Annotated in this window: 22 protein-coding genes and 2 pseudogenes; 14 read left to right on the top strand and 10 right to left on the bottom strand. The window is 70.1% G+C overall.

Annotated features, from left to right (window positions below):
• The first annotated feature begins 145 nt into the window (after positions 1-145).
• Positions 146-628 (top strand): CbrC family protein, encoded by a 483-nt coding sequence (locus GA0070619_RS16190; RefSeq protein ID WP_231927060.1) that lies wholly within the window; start codon positions 146-148, stop codon positions 626-628.
• Here the strand turns inward: GA0070619_RS16190 and GA0070619_RS34110 are convergent.
• The 5 genes from GA0070619_RS34110 to GA0070619_RS16165 form a co-directional block, all read right to left on the bottom strand.
• Positions 601-1047, bottom strand: a complete 447-nt coding sequence (locus GA0070619_RS34110; protein ID WP_371409184.1) for a helix-turn-helix domain-containing protein — start codon at positions 1045-1047, stop codon at positions 601-603. The genes GA0070619_RS16190 and GA0070619_RS34110 overlap by 28 nt on opposite strands.
• 176 nt (positions 1048-1223) lie before the next feature.
• The gene (locus GA0070619_RS16180; RefSeq protein ID WP_231927059.1) at positions 1224-1631 is read right to left on the bottom strand and encodes an immunity protein Imm33 domain-containing protein; all 408 of its coding nucleotides are present in this window, start codon (positions 1629-1631) and stop codon (positions 1224-1226) included.
• 603 nt (positions 1632-2234) lie between these two features.
• Complete coding sequence (locus GA0070619_RS32415; protein WP_157744018.1) at positions 2235-2804, bottom strand: fascin domain-containing protein; 570 nt, start codon at positions 2802-2804, stop codon at positions 2235-2237.
• A gap of 413 nt (positions 2805-3217) precedes the next feature.
• A complete protein-coding gene (locus GA0070619_RS16170; RefSeq protein WP_157744017.1) occupies positions 3218-3532 on the bottom strand; it encodes a hypothetical protein in 315 nt (104 codons plus the stop codon).
• Between the two features lie 219 nt (positions 3533-3751).
• Positions 3752-3991: a winged helix-turn-helix domain-containing protein gene (locus tag GA0070619_RS16165; RefSeq protein WP_088948848.1), complete on the bottom strand. Its 240-nt coding sequence runs from the start codon at positions 3989-3991 to the stop codon at positions 3752-3754.
• A 630-nt stretch (positions 3992-4621) separates the two neighbouring features.
• On the opposite strand from GA0070619_RS16165, the gene GA0070619_RS32815 reads away from it, so the two are divergent.
• The 3 genes and pseudogenes from GA0070619_RS32815 (at position 4622) to GA0070619_RS16145 (ending at position 5942) form a co-directional block, all read left to right on the top strand.
• Positions 4622-4795: a hypothetical protein gene (locus GA0070619_RS32815; RefSeq protein WP_172862051.1), complete on the top strand. Its 174-nt coding sequence runs from the start codon at positions 4622-4624 to the stop codon at positions 4793-4795.
• 40 nt (positions 4796-4835) lie between these two features.
• Positions 4836-4961, top strand: a pseudogene (locus GA0070619_RS16150) (acyl-CoA thioesterase); the annotation flags it as partial.
• Positions 4962-5042: 81 nt separating this feature from the next.
• Positions 5043-5942, top strand: a complete 900-nt coding sequence (locus tag GA0070619_RS16145) for an ABC transporter substrate-binding protein (protein ID WP_088948845.1) — start codon at positions 5043-5045, stop codon at positions 5940-5942.
• A 667-nt stretch (positions 5943-6609) separates the two neighbouring features.
• Here GA0070619_RS16145 and GA0070619_RS34220 read toward each other — a convergent pair.
• Positions 6610-6759: pseudogene (locus GA0070619_RS34220) on the bottom strand (ATP-binding cassette domain-containing protein); the annotation flags it as partial.
• Between the two features lie 47 nt (positions 6760-6806).
• Between GA0070619_RS34220 and lspA the strand changes: the two are divergent.
• Positions 6807-7307, top strand: coding sequence for a signal peptidase II (lspA, locus tag GA0070619_RS16135; RefSeq protein WP_088948844.1), 501 nt, complete (start codon positions 6807-6809; stop codon positions 7305-7307).
• Here the strand turns inward: lspA and GA0070619_RS16130 are convergent.
• From GA0070619_RS16130 to GA0070619_RS16115, 4 genes are read right to left on the bottom strand one after another with little or no spacing between them, the layout of a single operon-like run.
• The gene (locus GA0070619_RS16130; RefSeq protein WP_231927058.1) at positions 7296-7901 is read right to left on the bottom strand and encodes a LutC/YkgG family protein; all 606 of its coding nucleotides are present in this window, start codon (positions 7899-7901) and stop codon (positions 7296-7298) included. The two genes, lspA and GA0070619_RS16130, sit on opposite strands and share 12 nt — an antisense overlap.
• Positions 7898-9343 carry a LutB/LldF family L-lactate oxidation iron-sulfur protein gene (locus tag GA0070619_RS16125; RefSeq protein WP_088948843.1) on the bottom strand — a complete coding sequence of 482 codons (1446 nt, stop codon included), beginning with the start codon at positions 9341-9343 and terminating at the stop codon, positions 7898-7900. The genes GA0070619_RS16130 and GA0070619_RS16125 overlap by 4 nt, the downstream gene beginning before the upstream one ends.
• Positions 9340-10050, bottom strand: a complete 711-nt coding sequence (locus GA0070619_RS16120; protein WP_088948842.1) for a (Fe-S)-binding protein — start codon at positions 10048-10050, stop codon at positions 9340-9342. The genes GA0070619_RS16125 and GA0070619_RS16120 overlap by 4 nt, the downstream gene beginning before the upstream one ends.
• A gap of 30 nt (positions 10051-10080) precedes the next feature.
• A complete protein-coding gene (locus tag GA0070619_RS16115; RefSeq protein WP_088948841.1) occupies positions 10081-10800 on the bottom strand; it encodes a GntR family transcriptional regulator in 720 nt (239 codons plus the stop codon).
• A 124-nt stretch (positions 10801-10924) separates the two neighbouring features.
• Between GA0070619_RS16115 and GA0070619_RS16110 the strand changes: the two genes are divergently transcribed.
• Genes GA0070619_RS16110 through GA0070619_RS16070 form a run of 9 tightly spaced genes read left to right on the top strand, consistent with a single transcriptional unit; the run spans position 10925 to position 20561 of the window.
• On the top strand, positions 10925-11974 hold the full coding sequence (locus GA0070619_RS16110; protein WP_197699539.1) for a sugar ABC transporter substrate-binding protein: 1050 nt from the start codon (positions 10925-10927) through the stop codon (positions 11972-11974).
• Positions 11974-13062 carry a mandelate racemase/muconate lactonizing enzyme family protein gene (locus GA0070619_RS16105; RefSeq protein WP_088948839.1) on the top strand — a complete coding sequence of 363 codons (1089 nt, stop codon included), beginning with the start codon at positions 11974-11976 and terminating at the stop codon, positions 13060-13062. Before GA0070619_RS16110 ends, GA0070619_RS16105 begins: the two co-directional genes overlap by 1 nt.
• Positions 13059-14132 carry an ABC transporter permease gene (locus tag GA0070619_RS16100; RefSeq protein ID WP_088948838.1) on the top strand — a complete coding sequence of 358 codons (1074 nt, stop codon included), beginning with the start codon at positions 13059-13061 and terminating at the stop codon, positions 14130-14132. The genes GA0070619_RS16105 and GA0070619_RS16100 overlap by 4 nt, the downstream gene beginning before the upstream one ends.
• A complete protein-coding gene (locus GA0070619_RS16095; RefSeq protein ID WP_088948837.1) occupies positions 14129-15079 on the top strand; it encodes an ABC transporter permease in 951 nt (316 codons plus the stop codon). Before GA0070619_RS16100 ends, GA0070619_RS16095 begins: the two co-directional genes overlap by 4 nt.
• A complete protein-coding gene (locus GA0070619_RS16090) occupies positions 15076-16608 on the top strand; it encodes a sugar ABC transporter ATP-binding protein (RefSeq protein WP_088948836.1) in 1533 nt (510 codons plus the stop codon). Before GA0070619_RS16095 ends, GA0070619_RS16090 begins: the two co-directional genes overlap by 4 nt.
• Positions 16605-17582, top strand: a complete 978-nt coding sequence (locus GA0070619_RS16085) for an aldo/keto reductase (protein ID WP_088948835.1) — start codon at positions 16605-16607, stop codon at positions 17580-17582. The genes GA0070619_RS16090 and GA0070619_RS16085 overlap by 4 nt, the downstream gene beginning before the upstream one ends.
• Entirely contained in the window at positions 17579-18421 is an 843-nt protein-coding gene (locus GA0070619_RS16080; protein ID WP_088948834.1) for an amidohydrolase family protein, read from the top strand. Before GA0070619_RS16085 ends, GA0070619_RS16080 begins: the two co-directional genes overlap by 4 nt.
• Positions 18418-19257: a fumarylacetoacetate hydrolase family protein gene (locus GA0070619_RS16075; RefSeq protein WP_088948833.1), complete on the top strand. Its 840-nt coding sequence runs from the start codon at positions 18418-18420 to the stop codon at positions 19255-19257. Before GA0070619_RS16080 ends, GA0070619_RS16075 begins: the two co-directional genes overlap by 4 nt.
• Positions 19257-20561, top strand: coding sequence for an L-fuconate dehydratase (locus tag GA0070619_RS16070; RefSeq protein WP_088948832.1), 1305 nt, complete (start codon positions 19257-19259; stop codon positions 20559-20561). The genes GA0070619_RS16075 and GA0070619_RS16070 overlap by 1 nt, the downstream gene beginning before the upstream one ends.
• Positions 20562-20589 lie beyond the last annotated feature (28 nt).

Here is a 20589-nt window from a genome sequence, read left to right as displayed (position 1 = left end):
CCGGCTAGACGATCTTCAGGTCAGGGTAACCGCGTGGGGGTCGAGCGGCTGGCTGGTAGCGCCCTAGGATCGGCCGGTGCTAGCTGATCAGGAAGGTCTTCCGCAATTTCCTTACCACCCAGACCCTGTGGCGACGGGTTCGGTCGTGGCCGCCGAGGTGGTGTGTGCGTGTTGTGGTCAGCGGCGGCCCTTCACGTATGTCGGCCCGGTGTATGCGGTTGAGGAGTTACGCAGGAGGCTGTGTCCTTGGTGCATCGCGGACGGCCGAGCGGCGGCGATGTTCGACGCGCAGTTCACCGATGCGCACTGGCGGGTGCCAGAAGAGGTCCCGTCGGATGTGATGGAGGTGGTTCTGCGCCGAACGCCGGGATTCGCCGGCTGGCAGCAGGAGCGGTGGTTGCACCACTGCGCTGACGCGGCGGAGTTCCAAGGCGAGGTCGGTGCGCCTGAGTTGGCTGACTTTCCTGACGCTGTGAACTACCTGCGGTTGGAGATGGCCGGGTCTGGCTGGTCGGCGGAGGAAAAGGACTGGTACTTGCAATCGCTCAGCAAGGACGGCCCGGTCACCGCGTTCCTGTTCCGCTGCCGGCACTGCGGCACTCACCTTGCATACTCCGACTCGACCTGACCGTCAGTTCTGCGCCGCGAGGGTTCGGGCTTGCGAACCTTGAACCGGGCGATCGGCTTAACGGTGGTGCGAGGCACTTCGGTGAGGATCTGGTCGCCGTCGTGGACGCGGAAGTGGTGTCGGCGGCTTCTACGGTGAGGGTCGCGTCGGCATGGGCGATGCCGACGTGGATGCGTTGACCGGCGCAGCTCACAGATCAGCGCCTCCACCTCCGGCGACGTCTGCCCGGGAGAGGAGCGCGGCCGGCTCGACCGATCGGCCAGCCCTTCCAGGCCCTCGTCCTGATACCAGGCCAGCCAGCGGTGCACCGCTTGCCGGGAGACTCCGAATCGTTCGGCGACGTCCGTGACCGTGGATCCGGCAAGCACGTCCTGGACGGCTCGATACCGCTGTTCCATCACGCTCATCTCCACCAACACTCAGCGGAGTGTCACGCAGGTCCTGATACCGATGTGTCACGCAGGTCCCGAGACCGGACAGCGGCTGCCGACAAATGTCGGGCTCCAGTTGATGCGTTACGGATTCGTGCCGGATGATTCGTTACATGATCGGCTAGGGCTGACCTACCTGCCGGCCTGTCACCGCCGCACCGAGGTCAGATGTCGAGAAGAGTCTCGTCGTACCAGACGTCCTCGTAGCCGGGTGCGAGTACCACGCCCCAACCTGGTGGGAGTGCGAGGTACGGCCCAAGCTCTGGGGCGTGCTCGTCCAGGTGCTCAACGTGCAAGGGTGCGAAGAAGTTGTCGTCTTCCTGGGGGATCGCGGCGCCGCGCCACACGAACCAGCCGTTGCTGTTGGCTGCGATCGGGTGCCGCAGGGCGTTAAGCGGTTCCAGGTGGCGTGGGCGCGACAGTGCGAGGCCGACCATCGTTCGCTGTTCCGGCGGCGCTGGCTCGACCGCGAAGCGTCGACACATGTCGCGTTGTACGTCCGAGACACTGGAGTCCGGCAGGCGACGACGCCAACTGATCATGTCACCCATCATGTGGAGTCGAACTGTCACGGGTCAACCGGAGTACGACACCGGACTGCCGGCGATGTTGTGCAAAGTTTCTGTACGTCTTCAAGGCGGCCCGCAACGGGCCGCACGCGCCGCCGCCAGGGCGCGCGCCAGCCGCTGCCGCTGTCGCTCTGCGGCCGTCACGCTGACGCCCGGCGGCTGGCGCGGAGAGCGGGAAGCCCGGAGGGCCGCCGCAGAACGACAGGGGCGTTGACGGTGGTGCGGTGGGCCGGCAGCCGGCCGGGCCGCGCGGTCACGAGCCCGCGCGGCGTAGGGGAGCGGACGTCGGCCGCAACGGCGAGGTGGCAGCGGTCGCGGAGTTGCGGTTAGGGCGCCTCCGGCGGGGGCGCTCCGGCTCCAGGATGGCCGGGGCTCCGTCGGCGGGTCACGCTCCGTGGGTGGTCGCGGTAGGCCATCCCGCCCACCGTCGACCCGGGCGAGCCGAGCAGACCACCGCCCGGCCCGCCAGCGTCCGAACCTGTGTCAAGGTCCGCTTGACGTGGCGGGCCGGGCGGCGGCCCGCTCCCCTAGGAGGGCGGGCCGACGGCGGACGGGATGAACCTTCAACATCTCTCGATGCAGGGGACGGTTCGCCTAACAGGAATATTACCCGAACGCACAGTAAGCGAATTCAAACTGCTCCCATGCCCCGACGCGGGAGGCCTTCGCCTGCAGCGCACCATCGCCCGTCCCGCTGACATTGGCGGTCACGTACTTGCCGTTAGCCGAGGACTTTATCCAGTGGGATACGGGAGTATCGGTTTCAATCCCGATGGTAAACAATTCCCATGGCCCGATGCTGGTGGCCTTCGCCTGCAGCGCACCACCGCCCGTCCCGCTGACATTGGCGGTCACGTACCGGCTGGCGGCATATGACCAGATAGCGTACTGGCCGTTGTATGGCACGAGCAGGAAATTTTCCCACGATCCCTGGGAGGAAGCGCGGGCTTGTAGCGGGTAGTCGGGGGGCGAACTAAGATTTGCGCTGACAAGGCGATAGTTGGCATACGCGTAGATATACGTGGAACACGCCGCCTGCAGGGTGGAGGCGTCGCTCGATTTCGGGGTCGCCGCCGACGCCGGCACGGGCAATAGTGCGAGCAACATCGCAACCGGGGCAATGACTGCGGCAGCGATAGCCGCGCGCGGCTTCTTCAAGCTGAATGGGTTGTTCAACCCAAGTCTCCTTCCAATCGGTGCGCGCAGCCTATCGCATTGATGGTACCTGCAAGTGCGACAAATGCCGCAATCCTAGACAGCGCCCGAGAAAGGTTGGTACGGCATGACTGCGGCCCGGCGGGTTTTAACCCCGGCACTCAGACGATGCCTCGTCTGACCGGCGGAAACTTAGTTCCGCCTCTGCCTCGGAGGCGTCCATGACTCGCACTCCGGGCTGCGCCGCAAAGAAGGATATTCCGGTAAAGTTAATCGCGCGACGGGCAGAGCTAGACGAGCTGGCCGAGGTGATACACGGACGGCTCGATCTGCAAGATCCGGAACATGCGCGGAATGATCAAGTCGTTCGTCGGGAAGCTGCTGCGCGTGCGCCCTGGTAGATGGGGGTCTGCGCACTGAGCGCTACTCCCTTCCTAAACCGTGTGCCGGTCGAGCTGGCCCGGATCCACCCGGAACAGGCATTGTCCGTCCTCGGCTTCGACCCCGTGCGGTGCGGTTGAGACGACGAGTGCAGCATCGTCTCCTCCGACGATGCTGCACAGGATGTGGACAGGCGCAGGCAGGCGAGCCTCAAGGCGCGAACTGTCAGCCGTGAAGACCGGGACCTTGTCGACGAAGTACCACGACGTGTTGTTGACGTCGACGAGGCGCACCCGCACCCAGCCCGGGAATTCGTGGCTGATCCACGAGACTGCTTCGCAGTGGAGGTGGGCTTCTTCGGGAGTCACGAATCGATCGTGCCGGGTTGCCTGCGGCGATGGCAACGGTGCCGGACGCCCGCCGTGGCCGACTCCGACAGCAACGATCCCGAACAGCGGTGTCGAGACGGGCACGGAGAGGGACACCGTCCGCGAGTGCAGAACCACTCGCGGACGAGCGCGGACGCGTGGTGCACGGAGCTTCCAAGCGAGGGATCGCGGTCGCGGCGGCTGGCTCGGCGGAGGGATCTACTCGGCGACGAAGACGCCAACGCCGGGAAGTGTTTCGGTCATCCCTTTGATCCGTAGCACCTGCATGGCACGGTCGATCACCGGCTCGGTAACCCCGTAGTGCTCGATCAACTCTCGCCGGCTGGGCAGCTTGGAGCCGGGCTGGAACTCGCCTGACGCGATGCGTTCGGCGAGGTCGTCGGCGATCTGCTCGTAGCGGTAGCGCGGTGGCACGTGGTTCTCCTCGGTTGGCAACACGAGTAGACCACCTACGTCAGCCCTTGACTACCCAACGGTACCTATGGGAGGTTGCCGAGGAGGTCGATTCCCTCGGTTGGCGCTGTGGGCCGTCCTCGTCGGCGTGGATGTTCGGCGCGTCCCCCGCGTTCGGGCATCCACGCCTCCAGATTGCTCTGGCACAAGGAGACGACAGTGCTCCCTACGACAAGGGCAGGGAAGACCCTGGCGCAGGCGGCCGAGGCGAGCCGGTGAAGCGAGTTTCTTACGACGAGTACGTACTGGCGGTAGCGCTGACTCTCGCTCGCCGTCACCGGCCCGTCTGGTCCTGGCGACACTGGCGGCGCATCTGCCGCTGCGGAGGCGATCTGCCATGCCGTAGCCGCCACCGCATCCCGATCAACCGCGGCCACTGGCCCAGCCAGGACGGCCCGCAGTGACCGCTCACCACCCCATCAAGCCCGACTGGACGTGCGGCGGCTGCGCCGGGGAGTGGCCATGCCAGACCCGGCGCCAAGAGCTGCGAGCCGAGTACGACCGAGCCCCGGTGTCACTGGCTCTCTACCTAGCGGCCCAGCTCGTCGACGCCGCTCAGGATTTGGCCCACGTTCCCGCCGGCCACCTGCACTACCGATTCCTCGGCTGGACCCGATGAGCATCCTGCGGCCGGGCGACGAGAAGTTCCACTACAGCGACGGCTCGCACAAGTGGATCCCGCCGAACCCCGACTACGACCAGGAGGTCTGGGACGAACAGGTCCGCCAACACAAGCACGGCCACCTCAGAAACGAGCGCCCGAAGGTCCACATCCAGCGCCTCGTCTGACGCCAGAAGTGTGTTAGCGGAGTACCGCAGCCATACCAGCCGAACGGTGCCGCCGCTGCTGCCGGAGACGGACGGGAACCGGCGTCGCTACCGGGAGGCGGAGATCCGCCGGGAGCACCGGTTGGCCCTGTGGCGGGCGCTGCTCAACGGCGCCGACGAGGTTTGAGGCGCCGCTCGTAGCGTCGGCGGCCGTGGCCTCGCTGCCGGGAGTGGACGTGGCTCGGTCGCGCCTGGTAGGCAGGCGGACGTGCGAATCGTCTCCCTGCTGCCGGCGGCCACGGACATCGTGGCCACGCTTGGCCTGACCGGGCAACTGGTCGGCCGTACCCACGAGTGTGACTGGCCGCCGGGGGCCCTGGCCGACATCCCGGCGGTGACCGCGACGTCCCTGCCTGAGACCTTGACGAGCCGGGAGATCTCGGCGGCGATCGCCGGTGACGAGCACCGAGGATCGTCGTTGTACCAGCTCGACGTCGCCATGCTGGACGCTTTGAAGCCGGATCTGATCCTGACTCAGGATCTGTGCGACGTGTGTGCGGTCTCCTACCAGCGGGTCAACGACGCGGTTGGCCTGATCGATCTCGACACCAGGGTGATGTCCCTGGAGGCGAGGACCATCGACGGAATCCTGGACACGGTCGATGCCGTGGCCGCGCTGACCGGCACCGAAGGCAGGGCGGCCGAGATCCGAGCCGACGCCGAGCGTCGCCTCGCCGCGTTGCCGGGGTCGGTGCCCGGCGCGCCGACGGTGCTGTTCGTCGAGTGGCTCGACCCGTTGATGCCGGGCGGGCACTGGGTGCCGGAGCAGATCACCCATGCGGGTGGGCGGTCCCTGCTGCTCGGGCCGGGTGCGCACAGCACCCCGCACCTGTGGTCGGTGGTCGCGGACCTGGCTCCCGAGGTGGTGGTGTTCGGGCCGTGCGGGTTCACGCCCGAGCGAACCTTCGACGAGCTGTCCGTGGCGAGCGCGCAACCCGGTTGGGCGGACCTGCCCGCGGTGCGTCAGGGGCAGGTGTGGGTGGTCGACGGACCTGCCTACTTCAACCGCCCCGGCCCGAGGGTCGTCGACGGCGCGGAGATCCTCGCCGGCATCCTCGCCGGCCGTCCGGACTCCCGCGCTCGGCGGGTTTCCGCCGACGTCCTTTGACACTGCCGCACTCGAGCGGCCGGTACGGATGTCGGTGGGCGCGCAGCCAGGGGCCGCGGTGTGGCGGCGCCACCTCGGCGGCCGAGACGGGTGCTGACGTGCCGCTCGCCGGTCCTGATTGCATCGTCGCTCAGACGGATAGCACCCGTTCGGTGCTGCCCTCAGGCCTCGCCACGTTCATCACCATTCGCGCCGTCCGCCGGCCGTTCCAGTCGATGAGGCCGATTGTGAGCGCGACGATACCGCCAGGGATGACGACAACTCCGGCGCCGAGCCAGGATCCGAACACTATGAGTGCCAAGCATGCTGCGGGCTGCGTCCAGCCCGGAAGCTTGTTCCACCACGCGCGGCGCAGCACGGCCCGTGACCATTGCTCGACGATCCCGGCCACCGCCGGGTTCGGGTGCGGCTGGCCACGGCCGGCCCTACGGATTGCCTCCCGTCGCTCCTCACTCGAAAGCTGACGGAATGCCTTCACCGCGGCCCGTCTTTCGTCCTTGGTCACGTCATAGAGCCGGTCTTCCACGACGTCATCATGACGGATCTTGCGCCGTCGAAGCGCCCCAGTGCTCCTGGCCGACACCGCCCAGTCACCGCCCGCCTGACGGTCCGCTGGGTCCCACTGTTGGTGGGACCCAGCGGATGCCGCAGCGTCCACCGTCCATCGCAGCAGGTCGAGGGTGTGGTCGACCAGTGGCCGGTCCAGCCCGGTGGTGGGCTCGTCGGCGATGAGCAGCGACGGAACGGGTGCCAGCGCGAGCGCGGTAACCAGACGCTGCGCCATGCCGCCGGACAGTTCGTGGGGGTAGCGGTCCAGGTAACAGTCGGTGGTGACGGTCGAGGTCGAGCGGCTAGGGTTCCGGGATGTTCCGCGCCGTCGTGTTGATCGCTGCTGTGGTGCTCGCCGCGGATCAGCTCACCAAGTACTGGGCCGAGTCCGCGCTGTCCGACGGGCAGACCATCACCGTCGTCGGTGAGCTGCTGCAACTGCGACTCGTCTACAACCCGGGTGCCGCGTTCTCGATCGGCGCCGCGTACACCTGGATCTTCGCGGTGTTCGCGGCCGCGGCGGTGGTCGCGGTGACGGTGGTGGCGCGGCGGGTCACGTCGCGCGCCTGGGCGGTGGCGTTGGGGCTGGTGCTCGGCGGCGCGACGACCCACCTGCTGGACCGTCTCTTCCGCGAGCCGGGGTTCGCCCGGGGGCACGTGGTGGACTTCATCGACTACGCGGGGTTCTTCGTCGGCAACGTCGCCGACATCGCGCTGGTGGTCGGCGTGGGTGTCGTCATGGTGCTGAACCTGCGGGGCATCCCGCTGCGGGAAACGGCCACGTCGGGCGACGAGCAGGTGGCGTCACGCTCCTGAGGCGCCGACCAGCACGATCTCCAGCCGGCGCGGGCCGTGCACACCCTCGACCCGGTTGAGCTCGATGTCGCTGGTCGCGGACGGACCCGAGATCCAGGTCTGTGCCGCGCGCGGGTCCAGCCGGGTCAGCGCCTCCGGCAGCAGGCCGACGACCTGGTCGGCGCGCACGACGCAGATGTGCCGGTCGGGCACCAGGGTGAGCGCTCGTCGCCCCTGCGCCGGGCCGGCGTCGAGGATGATGGTGCCCGTCTCGGCGACCGCCACGGCGCAGCCGGTCAGGACCGCGTCCATCGCGTCGAGGTCGGCCGGTGTCAGCGGGGGAGCGTCGCGGTGCACCTGCCCGGCGTAGCCGGTCAGCCAGCCGGCGGGGACGTCGACGGGCACGGCGAGCCGGTCCACCCCGGCCAGCAGCCCGGGCAGAGAGCCGATGCCGTGATGGACGACCGCCCGGTAGTCCTCCAGCCGGTCGACGAGGATGGCGACCGGGTCGGGGCGGTCACCGACCCGGCGGTACCGGCGGGGCACCTCCACTGGCGGCGGGTCGTCGGCCAGGGCCGTGCGGAGCCGCGCCAGGATCTCGTCACGTGCGGTCACTGCTTTCCCCACCATTCTCGGAAGGTCTGCGCCGCGGGCAGCGGCAGGTCACGCGACCGGGTCCACGCGGAGACGGGCCAGGGCAGCCGGCGCAGCGTCCGAGCCCCGGTGCGCCGTTCGCGGTACGCCCCGAGGGGGCCCGCGCCGGTCCGGGCAAGGCGCAGGGCGGCGGCCCAGCGCCGAGGGTTGCGCATCACCCACGACAGGACGCCCATGGTGGCGCGTTCGGCCAGCGGATGCGGTGCCTGCTGGCGGAGGTGGACCAGGATCTCCGGAATGTTGATTTTCACGGGACACACGTCGTAGCAGGCGCCGCAGAGGGTCGACGCGTACGGCAGGGACGCGTTGTCGGCCACGCCGGTCAACTGAGGTGACAGGATCGCCCCGATCGGCCCCGGATACACCGAGCCGTACGCGTGCCCGCCGGCCCGCTCGTAGACGGGGCAGACGTTCAGGCAGGCGGAGCAGCGGATGCACGACAGCGCCGGCCGCCCGACCGGGTCGGCAAGCACCGCAGACCGTCCATTGTCGACCAGCACCACGTGCACGTCCTGTGGCCCGTCACCGGGGGTGATGCCCGTCCACATCGAGGTGTACGGGTTCATCCGCTCACCGGTCGACGACCGCGGCAGCAGTTGCAGGAAGACCTCCAGGTCGGTGAAGGTCGGCAGCAGCTTCTCGACGCCCACGACACTGATCAGCGTCTCCGGGAGGGTGAGGCACATCCGCCCGTTGCCCTCGGACTCCACGACCACCAACGTGCCGGTGTCGGCGATGGCGAAGTTGGCGCCGGACACGGCGACCCGGGCCGAGAGGAAACGTCGGCGCAGATGCGCGCGGGCCGCCTCGGCCAACGCGGACGGCTCGTCACTGAGGTCGGCCGGCACGTCGGGCATTCGACGCTGGAAGATCTCCCGGATCTGCGCCCGGTTGTAGTGGATCGCCGGCACCAGGATGTGCGAGGGCGTGTCGTCGCCGAGCTGCACGATCAGCTCCGCCAGGTCGGTCTCGTACGCGGCGATCCCGGCCGCCTCCAGCGCCTCGTTGAGCTCGATCTCCTGGGTCGCCATCGACTTGACCTTCACGACCTCGTCGGCCCCGGTGGCCCGGGTCAGCTCGACCACGATCCGGCAGGCCTCGGCCGCGTCCCGGGCCCAGTGCACTGTGGCGCCGGCAGCGGTGGCGGACGCCTCGAACTGCTCCAGCAGCTCCGGCAACCGGCGTTGGACGTCTGCCTTGATCGCGGAGCCGGCGTCGCGGAGAGCCTCCCAGTCGGGTACCTCGTCGACGACCCGGGCGCGTTTGTCCCGGATGGTGCGGGTGGCCCGGTGCAGGTTGGCGCGCAGTTGGGTGTCGGCGACGGCCGGTCTGGCCGCGGTCGGGAAGGGCAGTGGCGTGCGGATGCGGCCGCTGCCGGTGGCCGGTGCGACCGGACGGTTCATGAGGCGGCTCCCGTCGCGGCGAGGATCTCGGCGTAGTGCACCGCCCGCACGCCCGACCGGTGGCGGTCCAGGCCGCCCCCGATGTGCGCCAGGCAGGAGTTGTCGGCGGCGGCGAGCACCTGCGCTCCGGTCTCACCGACCCGGGCGCACTTGTCGGTGAGCATCGCTGTGGAGACGTCCGGGTTCTTCAGGGCGAACGTGCCGCCGAAACCGCAGCACTCCTCGGCGTCGGCCAGCTCCACCAGCCGGATGCCGCGAACCTGACGCAACAGTTGCAGCGGCCGGTCACCCAACCGCAGCATCCGCAGGCCGTGGCAGGTGGGGTGGTAGGTGACCGTCTCGGGGAACTCGGCGCCGACGTCGGTGACGCCGAGGACGTCGACGAGCAGCTCGGACAGCTCGTAGGTGCGGGCGGCCACCGACGCGGCGGGCGGGTGCAGGTGCGGGTACTGGTCGCGGATCATCGCGGTGCACGACCCGGACGGCACGACGACCGCGTCGTAGCCGTCGAAGACGTCGACGTAGTTGCGCACCATCGGCATCGCCTCGGCCCGGTAGCCCGTGTTGGCGTGCATCTGCCCGCAACAGGTCTGGCGGGTGGGGAAGTCGACGGTGTGGCCGAGCCGCCGCAGGATGCGGGTGACGGCGATGCCGGTGGCCGGGTAGGCGACGTCGTTGACGCAGGTGATGAACAGGGCGATGCGCATGGCGACTCCTCACGTGTGTCGGGGGCGGGATCACACCGGGTCGCGCGGTGTTCCGGGGTCGGGAAGCTGGTCGAAGGCGGGCAGGTGGCGCTCCCGGGCGGCGGTCAGGTGGGCCCGCATCGCCTCGGCGGCCGCCTCGGAGTCACCCGCGGCGATGGCGGCGGCGATGCGTTGGTGCTCGGTGTTGGTGTCCGGAGCGCCGGTGACCGGAAAGTACAGCCGGTGCAGGTGCAGGTGCGAGTGCAGCCTCGTGACGCTGTCGCGCAGCAGGGGGCTGCCGGCGACCTCGGCGATCAGGTCGTGGAATCTCGCGTCCAGCGCGGTGAAGGCGGCGTGTCGGCGGTAACCGTCGCCGGCCTCCACATCGATGCTCGCCGCGGCCTCGGCGGTGATCCGCTGTCGTTCCTCGGTGGAGGCGTGCGTGGCGGCCCGGCCGGCGGTGGCGCCCTCCAGCAGCAGGCGGACGTCGAACAGGTCGTCGAACTCGGCGCGGCTCAGCAGGGGCGTGGTGGTGTAGCCGGACAGGGGGCGCTTGCGGACCAGTCCGTCGGCTTCCAACCGGGCGAGTGCCTCGCGGACCGGTGTGGGGGAGACATCCAGCTCACGGGCGAGAGCGTCTATGTTGACCCGCTCCCCGGGGGGAAGGATGTGGTCCATCACCAGGGTCTTTATCGACTCGTAGACGTCCTCGCTGAGGGTGAGTCGACGGGCGGGACGGAGTCGACCCTCGCGTGCTTCCTGCTGGGCCATCTCGTCTCCTAAGCAACCCCTTGACTGTGCTGGTGTGAGCGAGTACACACTAGCAAAGCAACATCCTATAGGAAATAGGTTCCTCCGCCGCCGTCTCACCACCACCGCCCCCGAGGAGACGAACATGTCGCGCAGAATGCTGTCCCGGATCGGCTCGGGCCTCACCGTCCTGGCCCTCGCCACGACCACAGTGGCCTGCACCAAGAAGAGCGACACCACCGACACCGAAGCCGGCGGCCGGGAACCAGCCCAGGTCAAGGTCGCGCTGGTGCCCGGCGGTTCGCACCCGTACTTCCAGCCCTGGAAGGACGCCGGAGCCGCCGCGAAATCGGAGCTCTCGCTCGGCGACGTCACCTTCAACGAGACGGCCGGCTGGGACCAGACCAAACAGAACGACGTGCTCAAGTCCCTGGCCGCACAGGGCTACAACGCCTTTGGCGTCTTCGGCGTCTCGCCGGACAACATCAACTCCACCTTCGAGGACCTCAAGCGGCAGGGCTTCGCCGTCGGCTCCCTGGCGTCGTGCCCCGCCGGGGCCAACAAGGCCGACTTCTGCCTCTCCACCGACGTCGAGGTCGCCGCGTACAAGGGCGCCAAGGCCGCCATCGACGCCATGGGTGGCCAGGGCAACCTGGTGCACCTGACCGGCAACAAGGTCGACTCCAACACCCAGCGCCGGATCAAGGGCGTGGAGAAGGCGGTCGCTGAGACCGGCGGCAAGGTGGTGCTCGTCCAGAGCGTCACCGACATCGACAAGGACCTCCAGAGCGCCCAGAAGGCGGTGGCCGACCTCCTGGCCGCCAAGGGCCGTCAGATCCAGGCGATCGTGAACACCGCCTACAACCCGGCGGTCGCCTCCGCCGAGGGCGTACGCCAGTCGAAGCTCCCCATCAAGGTGATCGCCATCGACGACGACCCGGCGGTCCTCGACGGACTGCGGGGCGGATCGGTGGCAGCCACCGTCCTGCAGAACCCGGTCGGCCAGGCCCGGGTCGGCTCGTACGCGCTGATGAAGCTCAGCGGCGGCTGCACGATCTCCGAGCCCGGCGTGACGATCGACTCCGGTTCGTTCGTGGTGACCAGGGACAAGCTGGACGGCTACGAGGCCGACCGCACCGCGACCACCGAGGCACTGCGGAAGAAGTTCGACGGCGACCTGCTCAAGTGCAACTGATGTCGAAGGTCACGAAGGCCGAGGCGTACCTCGTCGACATCCCCGTCGAGACCGTCCGCACCGACGCGGTGCAGTCGTTTCTCAAGCAGGAGACGGTCTTCGTCGAGGTACGCACGGCCGACGGCGGGCACGGCACGGGCTACTCGTACACGATCGGGACCGGCGGCACCGCGGTGCTCGCGCTGCTGCGCGACTACCTGCTGCCACACCTGGTCGGCCGCGACGCCGCGCGGGTGGAGGCGATCTGGCGTGACCTGCACGCCGCCACCCGGGCCACCACCGTCGGCGCCGTCACCTCGCTGGCGCTCGCCGCGGTCGACACCGCGCTGTGGGATCTGCGTGCCCGAGCCGCCGGCCTGCCCCTGTGGGTGCTCGCCGGCGGCGCCAAGGACCGCATCCCGTTGTACGACACGGAGGGCGGCTGGCTGCACCTCACCGAGGACGAGCTGGTCGCCGGCGCGAAGGTCTCCGAGGCGGCCGGCTGGCCCGGCGTCAAGCTCAAGGTGGGCAAGCCGAACCCGGCCGAGGACGCGGCGCGGATCGGCGCGGTCCGGGCGGCCCTGGGCGACCACTTCGACGTGATGGTCGACGCCAACCAGTCCCTGCCCGCAGCGGAGGCGATCCGCCGGGCCCGGCTGCTCGAACCGCACCAGGTCGCCTGGTTCGAGGAGCCGTTGCCGGCCGACGACGTCGCCGGGCACGAGCTGCTCGCCCGCGCGACCAGCATCCCCGTCGCGGTGGGGGAGTCGCTGTATTCCATCGGCCAGTTCGCCGAGTATCTGCGCCGCCAGGCCGCCGGCATCGTCCAGGTCGACGTCGCGCGGATCGGCGGCATCACCCCGTGGCTCAAGGTCGCGCACCTGGCCGAGGCGTGCAACGTGGTGGTCTGCCCGCACTTCCTCATGGAGCTGCACGTGAGCCTCTGCGCGGCCGTGCCCAACAGCCGCTACGTCGAGCACATCCCGCAACTGCGCGCGATCACCCGGACCGAGGTGGCGATCGTCGACGGCCACGCGCTCGCCCCCGGCGAGGCCGGCCTCGGCATCGACTGGGACCGCGACGCGATCGAGGACAGGAGGGTGGCGTGAAGACCGAAACCGCGCCGGAGGCGCCGGCGGCGCCTCCGGCCGCCGAGGCTCGGCCTCCCACCCGGGTCCTGCCGGTCTGGGCGAACCCCCGACTCGGCCTGCTCATCGTCATCGCCGCGCTGGTCGTGCTCTTCTCGTCGCTGACCCCCGCGTTCCTCGACCCCCGGCTCACCCTCGCGCCGCTACAGGCCGACATCAGCGTGTACGTCGTGGTCGGTCTCGCCCAGCTCGCCGTGCTCTCGCTCGGGCACATGAACATGGCGGTCGGCCGGATGGCCGCGCTGTCCACCTTCGCGATGGGCCTGGTCTACGACCGGCTCGGCGTCCCCCTGCTGGTCGGGCTGCTGGTGGGCCTCGCCGTCGGTGCGGGCATCGGCGCGCTCGCCGGCCTGCTCATCGCCAAGACCGGCGTCAACTCCTTCGTGGTGACCCTCGCGCTCGACTTCGGGCTGCTGGGCCTGGTCACCATCCTCTACACGTGGGCCACCGGCGGGGTGTCGTTCGCGGTGCAGCCCAGCGGGCTGTCCGCCCTGCGCTTCGACACCTTCGCCGACTACTGCATGGGGGACGTCTGCGGACCCCGGATCCCGCTGGTCGTGCCGATCGCGGTCGCGGCGGCGCTCGGCGTCGGGCTGCTGTTCCGGCATGCCCGGCTGGGCCGGGAGATCCTGATGACGGGCTCCAACACGGTCGCCGCCGAGCTGTCCGGCATCCCCACACACCGTCGGATCGTCGCCGCACACGCGGTGAGCGGGCTGCTCGCCGCACTGGCCGGGTTCCTGCTGGCCGCCAACAACGGGGCCTTCTCCGCCAACATCGGGGAGTCGTTCCTGCTGCCGTCGTTCCTGGCCCCGGTGCTCGGCGGCACACTGCTCGCCGGTGGCGCGGTCAGCGTGCTCGGCACCGCACTCGGCGCCACCCTCACGCAGGTCATCTACAAGGGCCTCAACCTGCTCCAGTTCTCCCTGGAGGAGCTGAAGCTCTACATCGGACTGGTCTTGCTCGCGGCGCTGTCGCTGGACCGGCTGCGAGCCGTGATCGCCGAGCGAAGGGCGGTGTCGACATCATGAGGAGCCTGGTCCGGACCAACGAGTTCACCCTCGCAGTGATCGCCGCCCTCGGGTTCGCGGCGCTCGCGGTCGCCACCGACTTCAACCTGCTCACCGCCGGCACGTTGGACGCGTTCCTGCGCTTCCTCGCCCTGCCGATCGTCATCGGCCTGGCCCAGATGGTGGTGCTCGCCGTCGGTCAGATGAACCTCTCGGTGGGCGTGCTCACCGGGTTCTGCGCGGTGGCCTCGGGCTGGCTGATGATCGACGCCGGTCTGCCGGCCCCGGTCGCGGTGCTCGCCGCGCTGGCCCTCGGCGCCACCGTCGGCCTGGTCAACGGCCTGTTGGTGGTCTTCACCCGGATCAACGGGTTCATCGTCACCCTCGCCACCATGACGATCCTCGAAGGGCTGCGGTACGGGGTGAACGGCACCGGCACCTACCAGGGCTACTCACCCGGGCTGCGGGAGTTCGGGCAGGCGTCCCTGGCGGGGGTGCCCGTGGTGTTCCTGCTGGCGGTCGCCATCGCGGTCGCGGTCGCGCTCTTCTTCCGTCGTACCGTGCCGGGGCGGCACCTGCTCGCCTCCGGCGGCAACCCGTTCGCGGCCCGGTTGTCGGGCATCTCCAACGACCGGGCGCTGGTGCTGGCCCACACCCTGTCCGGGCTGCTGGCCGGGTTCGCCGCCGTGATCGTTGTGGCCGCCTTCGGCTCGGTGAACGCCTCGATCGGCGACGACCTGCTGCTGCCCAGCTTCGCCGCGCCGATCATCGGCGGAGTGGCCCTGGCCGGCGGCATGATCAGCGTGACCGGCACGGTCCTCGCGGCCTTCCTGGTAAGGCTGGTCGACGTGAGCCAGTCGCAGTTCGACATCAACCGGCGGTGGGTGGACCTCATCATCGGCGCGGTCGTCCTCGGCGCGGTGCTGCTCGGTCAGTTCCGCGACAAGCTCTCCGGAGGTCAGCGATGAGCATCGTGCTGTCCGCGGAGAACCTGGTCAAGACGTTCCCCGGGGTGCGTGCCCTGGACGAGGCGACGCTGACCCTGACCGCCGGCAGCGTGCACGCGTTGCTCGGCGAGAACGGCGCCGGCAAGAGCACCCTGATCAAGATCCTCACCGGGGTGTACCGGCCGGACGGTGGGCTCCTGCGGCTGCCCGGGCCGGACGGCGAGCTGCGTACGGTGCAGCTCGGCAACCCGCAGGACGCCCAGCGGGCCGGCATCGGTGTGGTGCACCAGGAGCGGAACCTCATCCCGGCGTTCACCGTCGCGGAGAACATCTGCCTGCAACACCTGCCCCGGCGCGCCGGCCTGCTCGACCGGGCGGCGCTGCGCGTCGAGGCACGTCGGTGCCTCGACCTGCTCGACCTCGACCTGGACCCCGACCTGCCGGTGTCGCGGCTCTCGGTGGCCCAGATGCAGTTGGTGGAGATCGCCAAGGCGTTGTCGGCCGACTCGACGGTGCTGCTGCTCGACGAACCGACCGCCTCGCTGACCAACGACGAGGCCGACCGGCTCTACGGGATCGTGCGCCGACTGTCCGAGCGGGGTCACGCAACCGTGCTGGTCAGCCACAAGCTGGAAGAGGTCTTCGCGGTCGCCGACACGGTGACCGTGCTGCGCGACGGGCGCAGCGTCGCCGAGGCCGAGCCCCTCGCCGACCACACCCGCGAGCAGATCGTCGACCTGATGGTCGGCCGGGGGTACCAGCAGGTGCACCTCGCCGAGCGCACAGTCGACGCGGACACCGAACCCGCCCTGGCTCTGGATCACGTCGCGACCACCGCCGGCCACCACGACGTCAGTCTCGTCGTACGCCCCGGCGAGATCGTCGGCCTGTACGGGCTGGTCGGTGCCGGCCGTAGCGAGTTGGCGAAGGCGCTCCTCGGCCTGGACCGGATCACCGCCGGTGAGGTGCGGGTGCACGGGCGCCCGGCCCGGATCCGGGACGTGGGCGACGCCCTGCACCGGCACCGGATCGGATACGTCACCGAGAACCGCAAGGAGGAGGGCCTCTTCCTCGACCAGACCGTCGCCCGCAACACGGCGGTGACGGTGTGGCGCAAGCTGGCCCGGCTCGGGCTGGTCCGGGACCGGGCGGAGCGATCCCTGGTCGACGAGTACGCCGACCGGCTGGGCATCCGCCTCGCCTCGCCCGACCAGCACGCCGGTCAGCTCTCCGGCGGCAACCAGCAGAAGGTCAGCCTCGCCAAGTGGTTGGCCGCCGACTGCGACGTGCTCATCATCGACGAACCCACAGTGGGCATCGACGTCCGCACCAAGGCGGCCTTCCACGAGTTGATCGCCGGTCTCGCCGCGCGGGGGATGGCGATCCTGCTGATCTCGTCGGACCTGCCGGAGATGGTGACCCTCGCCGACCGGATCGCGGTGATGCGGGAGTTCGCCATCGTCGGGGAGCTGGACAACGACCACGACTATGACCGGATGAGCCAGTCGGTGATCCGCTTCATCCACGACGGGCAGGGGGTGGTCGCGTGAGGGCCACGGACCAGGTGACCCTGGGGCGTACGGACGTGGCGGTGACCCGGCTCGGTCTGGGGCTCGCCCCGATCGGCGGCCTCTTCACCGCCGTCGGCGACGAGGTCGCCCGCGCCACCGTCGAGGCGGCCTGGGACCTCGGGCTGCGCTACTTCGACACAGCACCGCTCTACGGCTGCGGCCTCTCCGAGCGGCGGGCCGGGGCGGTTCTCGCCGGCAAGCCGCGCGGCGAGTTCACCCTCTCCACCAAGGTGGGTCGGCTGCTCGTCCCCGGCGGTGGCGACGGGCAGGGGTTCTGGGCCGAGTCGACCGACCTGGCGCCGAGGTTCGACTTCTCCGCCGCCGGGGTGCGCCGCTCGCACGAGGAGAGCCTGGCCCGGTTGGGGCTGGACCGGGTCGACATCGCGCACATCCACGACCCGGACGACCACCTCGCCGAGGCGGCGGCGGAGGCGTACCCGGAGCTGGCGCGGCTGCGCGGTGCCGGTGAGATCGGCGCGGTCGGCGCCGGGATGAACCAGGCCCCGGCGCTGGTCGAGCTGGCCCACGCTGGCGACTTCGACTGCTTCATGCTCGCCGGCCGGTACACGCTGCTCGACCAGTCCGGCCTCGACGAGCTGCTGCCGCTGTGCCGGCAGAACGGGATCTCGGTCCTCGCCGCCGGGGTCTACAACTCGGGCCTTCTGGCCGACCCGAGGCCGGGTGCCCACTACGACTACCGGCCGGCCGACGCGGGGCTGCTGCGCCGAGCCACGGCGATCCGGTCGGTGTGCGATCGGCACGGAGTGCCGCTGCGTGCCGCGGCGATCCAGTTCCCGCTCGGCCATCCGGCGGTCGCGAGCGTGGTGATCGGCGCCCAGGACCCGGCGCAGATCGCCGACAACGTGGCGATGTTCGAGTGGGACGTCCCCGGCGCGCTGTGGGCGGACCTGAAGGCCGAGGGACTGCTGCCGGAGGAGGTGCCAACCCCGTGATCATCGACGCCCACCATCACCTGTGGACCGCCGACTATTCCTGGCTCGCCGCACCGGGCCTGGAGTCGATCCGGCGCGACTACACCATCGCCGACCTCGTACCCCGGCTCGACGCGGCCGGTGTGACGGCGACGGTGCTGGTCGAGGCCGGCCGCTGCGACGCCGCCGAGACCGCTGAGTTCCTCGCCCTCGCCGCCGGCACCCCCCGCATCGCCGGCGTGGTCGGCTGGGCGTCGCTCACCGACCCGGCCCTGCCCGCCACCCTCGCCGGCTACCGGGGCCTGCCCGGCGCGACGAAGCTCGTCGGCGTCCGCGACCAGGTGCAGGCGGTCGCAGACCCGGGGCACCTCGCCCGTCCCGACGTGCGCGCCGCCCTCGCGGCGATCGGGGCCGCTGGGCTGACCTTCGACCTGGTCGTGCACCTCGGGCAGTTGCCCGCCTGCGCCGAGGCGGCCCGGGCCACGCCGGACACCACCTTCGTCCTCGACCATCTGGGCAAACCGCGGATCGACGCGGATGGTCTCGCCGGGTGGCGCGCCGCGGTGCGCGACCTGGCCGCCTGCGACAACGTCGTCGCGAAGCTCTCCGGACTGCTCACCGAGGCCGGCCCCGGGTGGCGGGTGGCCGACATCCGGCCGTACGTCGACACCGCGCTGGAGCTGTTCGGCCCGCAACGGCTGATGGCCGGCTCCGACTGGCCCGTCTGCGACCTCGTCGCCTCGTACGCCGAGGCGTGGACGGCGCTCGACGCCTGCCTGGCTGAGTTGTCGACCGACGAGCGGACCGCCGTGCTGGCGGGCACCGCGACTCGTACCTATGCACTGGAGGTTGGTTCGTGAAATTCATGCGCGTCGGGCCCGTGGGGCGGGAGCGCCCCGTGCTGTACGTCGACGGACGGCACTTCGACCTCTCGTCGCTCACCGCCGATATCGACGGGGAGTTCCTCGCCGGCGACGGCGTCCAGCGGGCACGGGAGGCCACCGACCTGCCCGAGGTCGACATCACCGGCCAGCGGGTCGGCGCGCCGGTCGCCCGCCCCGGGGTGGTCCTCTGCGTGGGGCAGAACTACGCCGCGCACGCCGCCGAGTCGGGCGCCGAGCCCCCGACCGCCCCGATCATCTTCTACAAGGCGCCCAACACCGTCGTCGGCCCCCACGACGACGTCCTGATCCCGCGGGGCTCGACGAAGACCGACTGGGAGGTGGAACTGGCGGTCGTGATCGGCCGCCGGGCCCGCTACCTCGCCTCTCCGGCCGACGCCCTCGGGCACATCGCCGGGTACGCGCTGTCCAACGACGTCTCCGAGCGCGACTTCCAGCTCGCCGTCTCCGGCGGCCAGTGGTCGAAGGGCAAGTCCTGTGAGACGTTCCAGCCGCTCGGCCCGTGGCTGGTCACCGCCGACGAGATCGAGGACCCGCAGGCGCTGCGGCTGCGTTCCTGGGTCAACGGCGAGCCCCGACAGGACTCCAGCACCAAGGACATGATCTTCGACGTGGCGTACCTGGTCTGGCACCTGTCGCAGTACACCGTCCTGGACCCGGGCGACGTCATCAATACCGGCACCCCGCAGGGGGTGGCGCTCTCCGGCCGGTTCCCGTACCTGGCCGCGGGCGACGTGATGGAGGTCGAGATCGACGGCCTTGGCCGGCAGCGCAGCACGCTCGGGAGCGCCTGATGGCGGTGATCACCTCCGTCGACACGTACGACGTGCGGTTCCCGACCTCGCGTGACCTGGACGGTTCCGACGCGATGAATCCGGACCCCGACTACTCGGCCGCGTACCTGGTGCTGAGCACCGACGACGGGCCGGACGGGCACGGGTTCACCTTCACCATCGGGAGGGGCAACGAGGTCTGCCGGGCGGCGATCGAGGCGCTGGTGCCGTACGTGGTCGGCCTCGACCCGGACACCGTCGACCTCGGCGCGTTCGCCCGTTCGCTCACCCAGGACTCGCAGTTGCGCTGGCTCGGCCCGGAGAAGGGAGTGATGCACCTGGCGACGGCGGCGGTGATCAACGCGATGTGGGACCTGGTCGCCAAGAGGGCGGGCAAACCGGTCTGGCGATACCTGGCCGACCTGAGCCCCGAGCAGATCGTCGACCTGGTCGACTGGCGGTACCTCAGCGACGCGCTGACCCCCGACGAGGCGCTGGAGATCCTGCGGGCGGCGCAGTCGGGTCGGGCCCAGCGGATCGTCCGGCTCATCGAGCGGGGATATCCCGCGTACACGACGTCGCCCGGCTGGCTCGGCTACCCGGACGAGAAGGTGATCCGGCTGGCCAAGCAGGCGGTGGCCGACGGGTTCACCCAGATCAAGCTGAAGGTGGGCGCGGACGCCGCCGACGACGTGCGCCGCCTCCGCATCGCCCGCGAAACGGTCGGCCCGGACATCCGGATCGCCGTCGACGCCAACCAACGCTGGGACGTCGCCGAGGCGGTCGCCCGGATGCGGGAGCTGGCGCCGTACGACCCGTGGTGGATCGAGGAGCCGACCAGCCCCGACGACGTGCTCGCCCACGCGGCGATCCGGTCGGCGCTGTCGGCCAGCGCACCCGGTGGCGGGCCGATCCGGGTCGCGACCGGCGAGCACGTGGCGAACCGGGTGGTGTTCAAGCAGCTGTTGCAGGCCGGCGCCGTCGACGTCGTGCAGATCGACGCGTGCCGGGTGGGTGGCGTCAACGAGAACGTCGCCATCCTGTTGCTGGCCGCGAAGTACGGGGTGCCGGTGTGCCCACACGCCGGGGGAGTCGGCCTCTGTGAGCTGGTCCAGCACCTGTCCATGTTCGACTTCGTGGCCGTGTCCGGCTCCACCCGCGACCGGGTCGTCGAGTACGTCGACCACCTGCACGAGCACTTCGTCGATCCGGTGGTGATCTCCGACGGGCACTACGTGGTGCCCACCGTCCCTGGGTTCTCCGCCGCGATGCGCCCGGAGACCCTCGCCAGGTACGCGTACCCCGACGGGCCGGCATGGGTCTGACGAGCCTCGACCTGCTCGACCGCGCGGC

This window comes from Micromonospora zamorensis, from assembly GCF_900090275.1.
Classification (GTDB): Bacteria; Actinomycetota; Actinomycetes; order Mycobacteriales; family Micromonosporaceae; genus Micromonospora; species Micromonospora zamorensis.
Note: the sequence above shows the minus strand (reverse complement) of the source record. Positions and strands in the feature narration are given on the sequence as shown.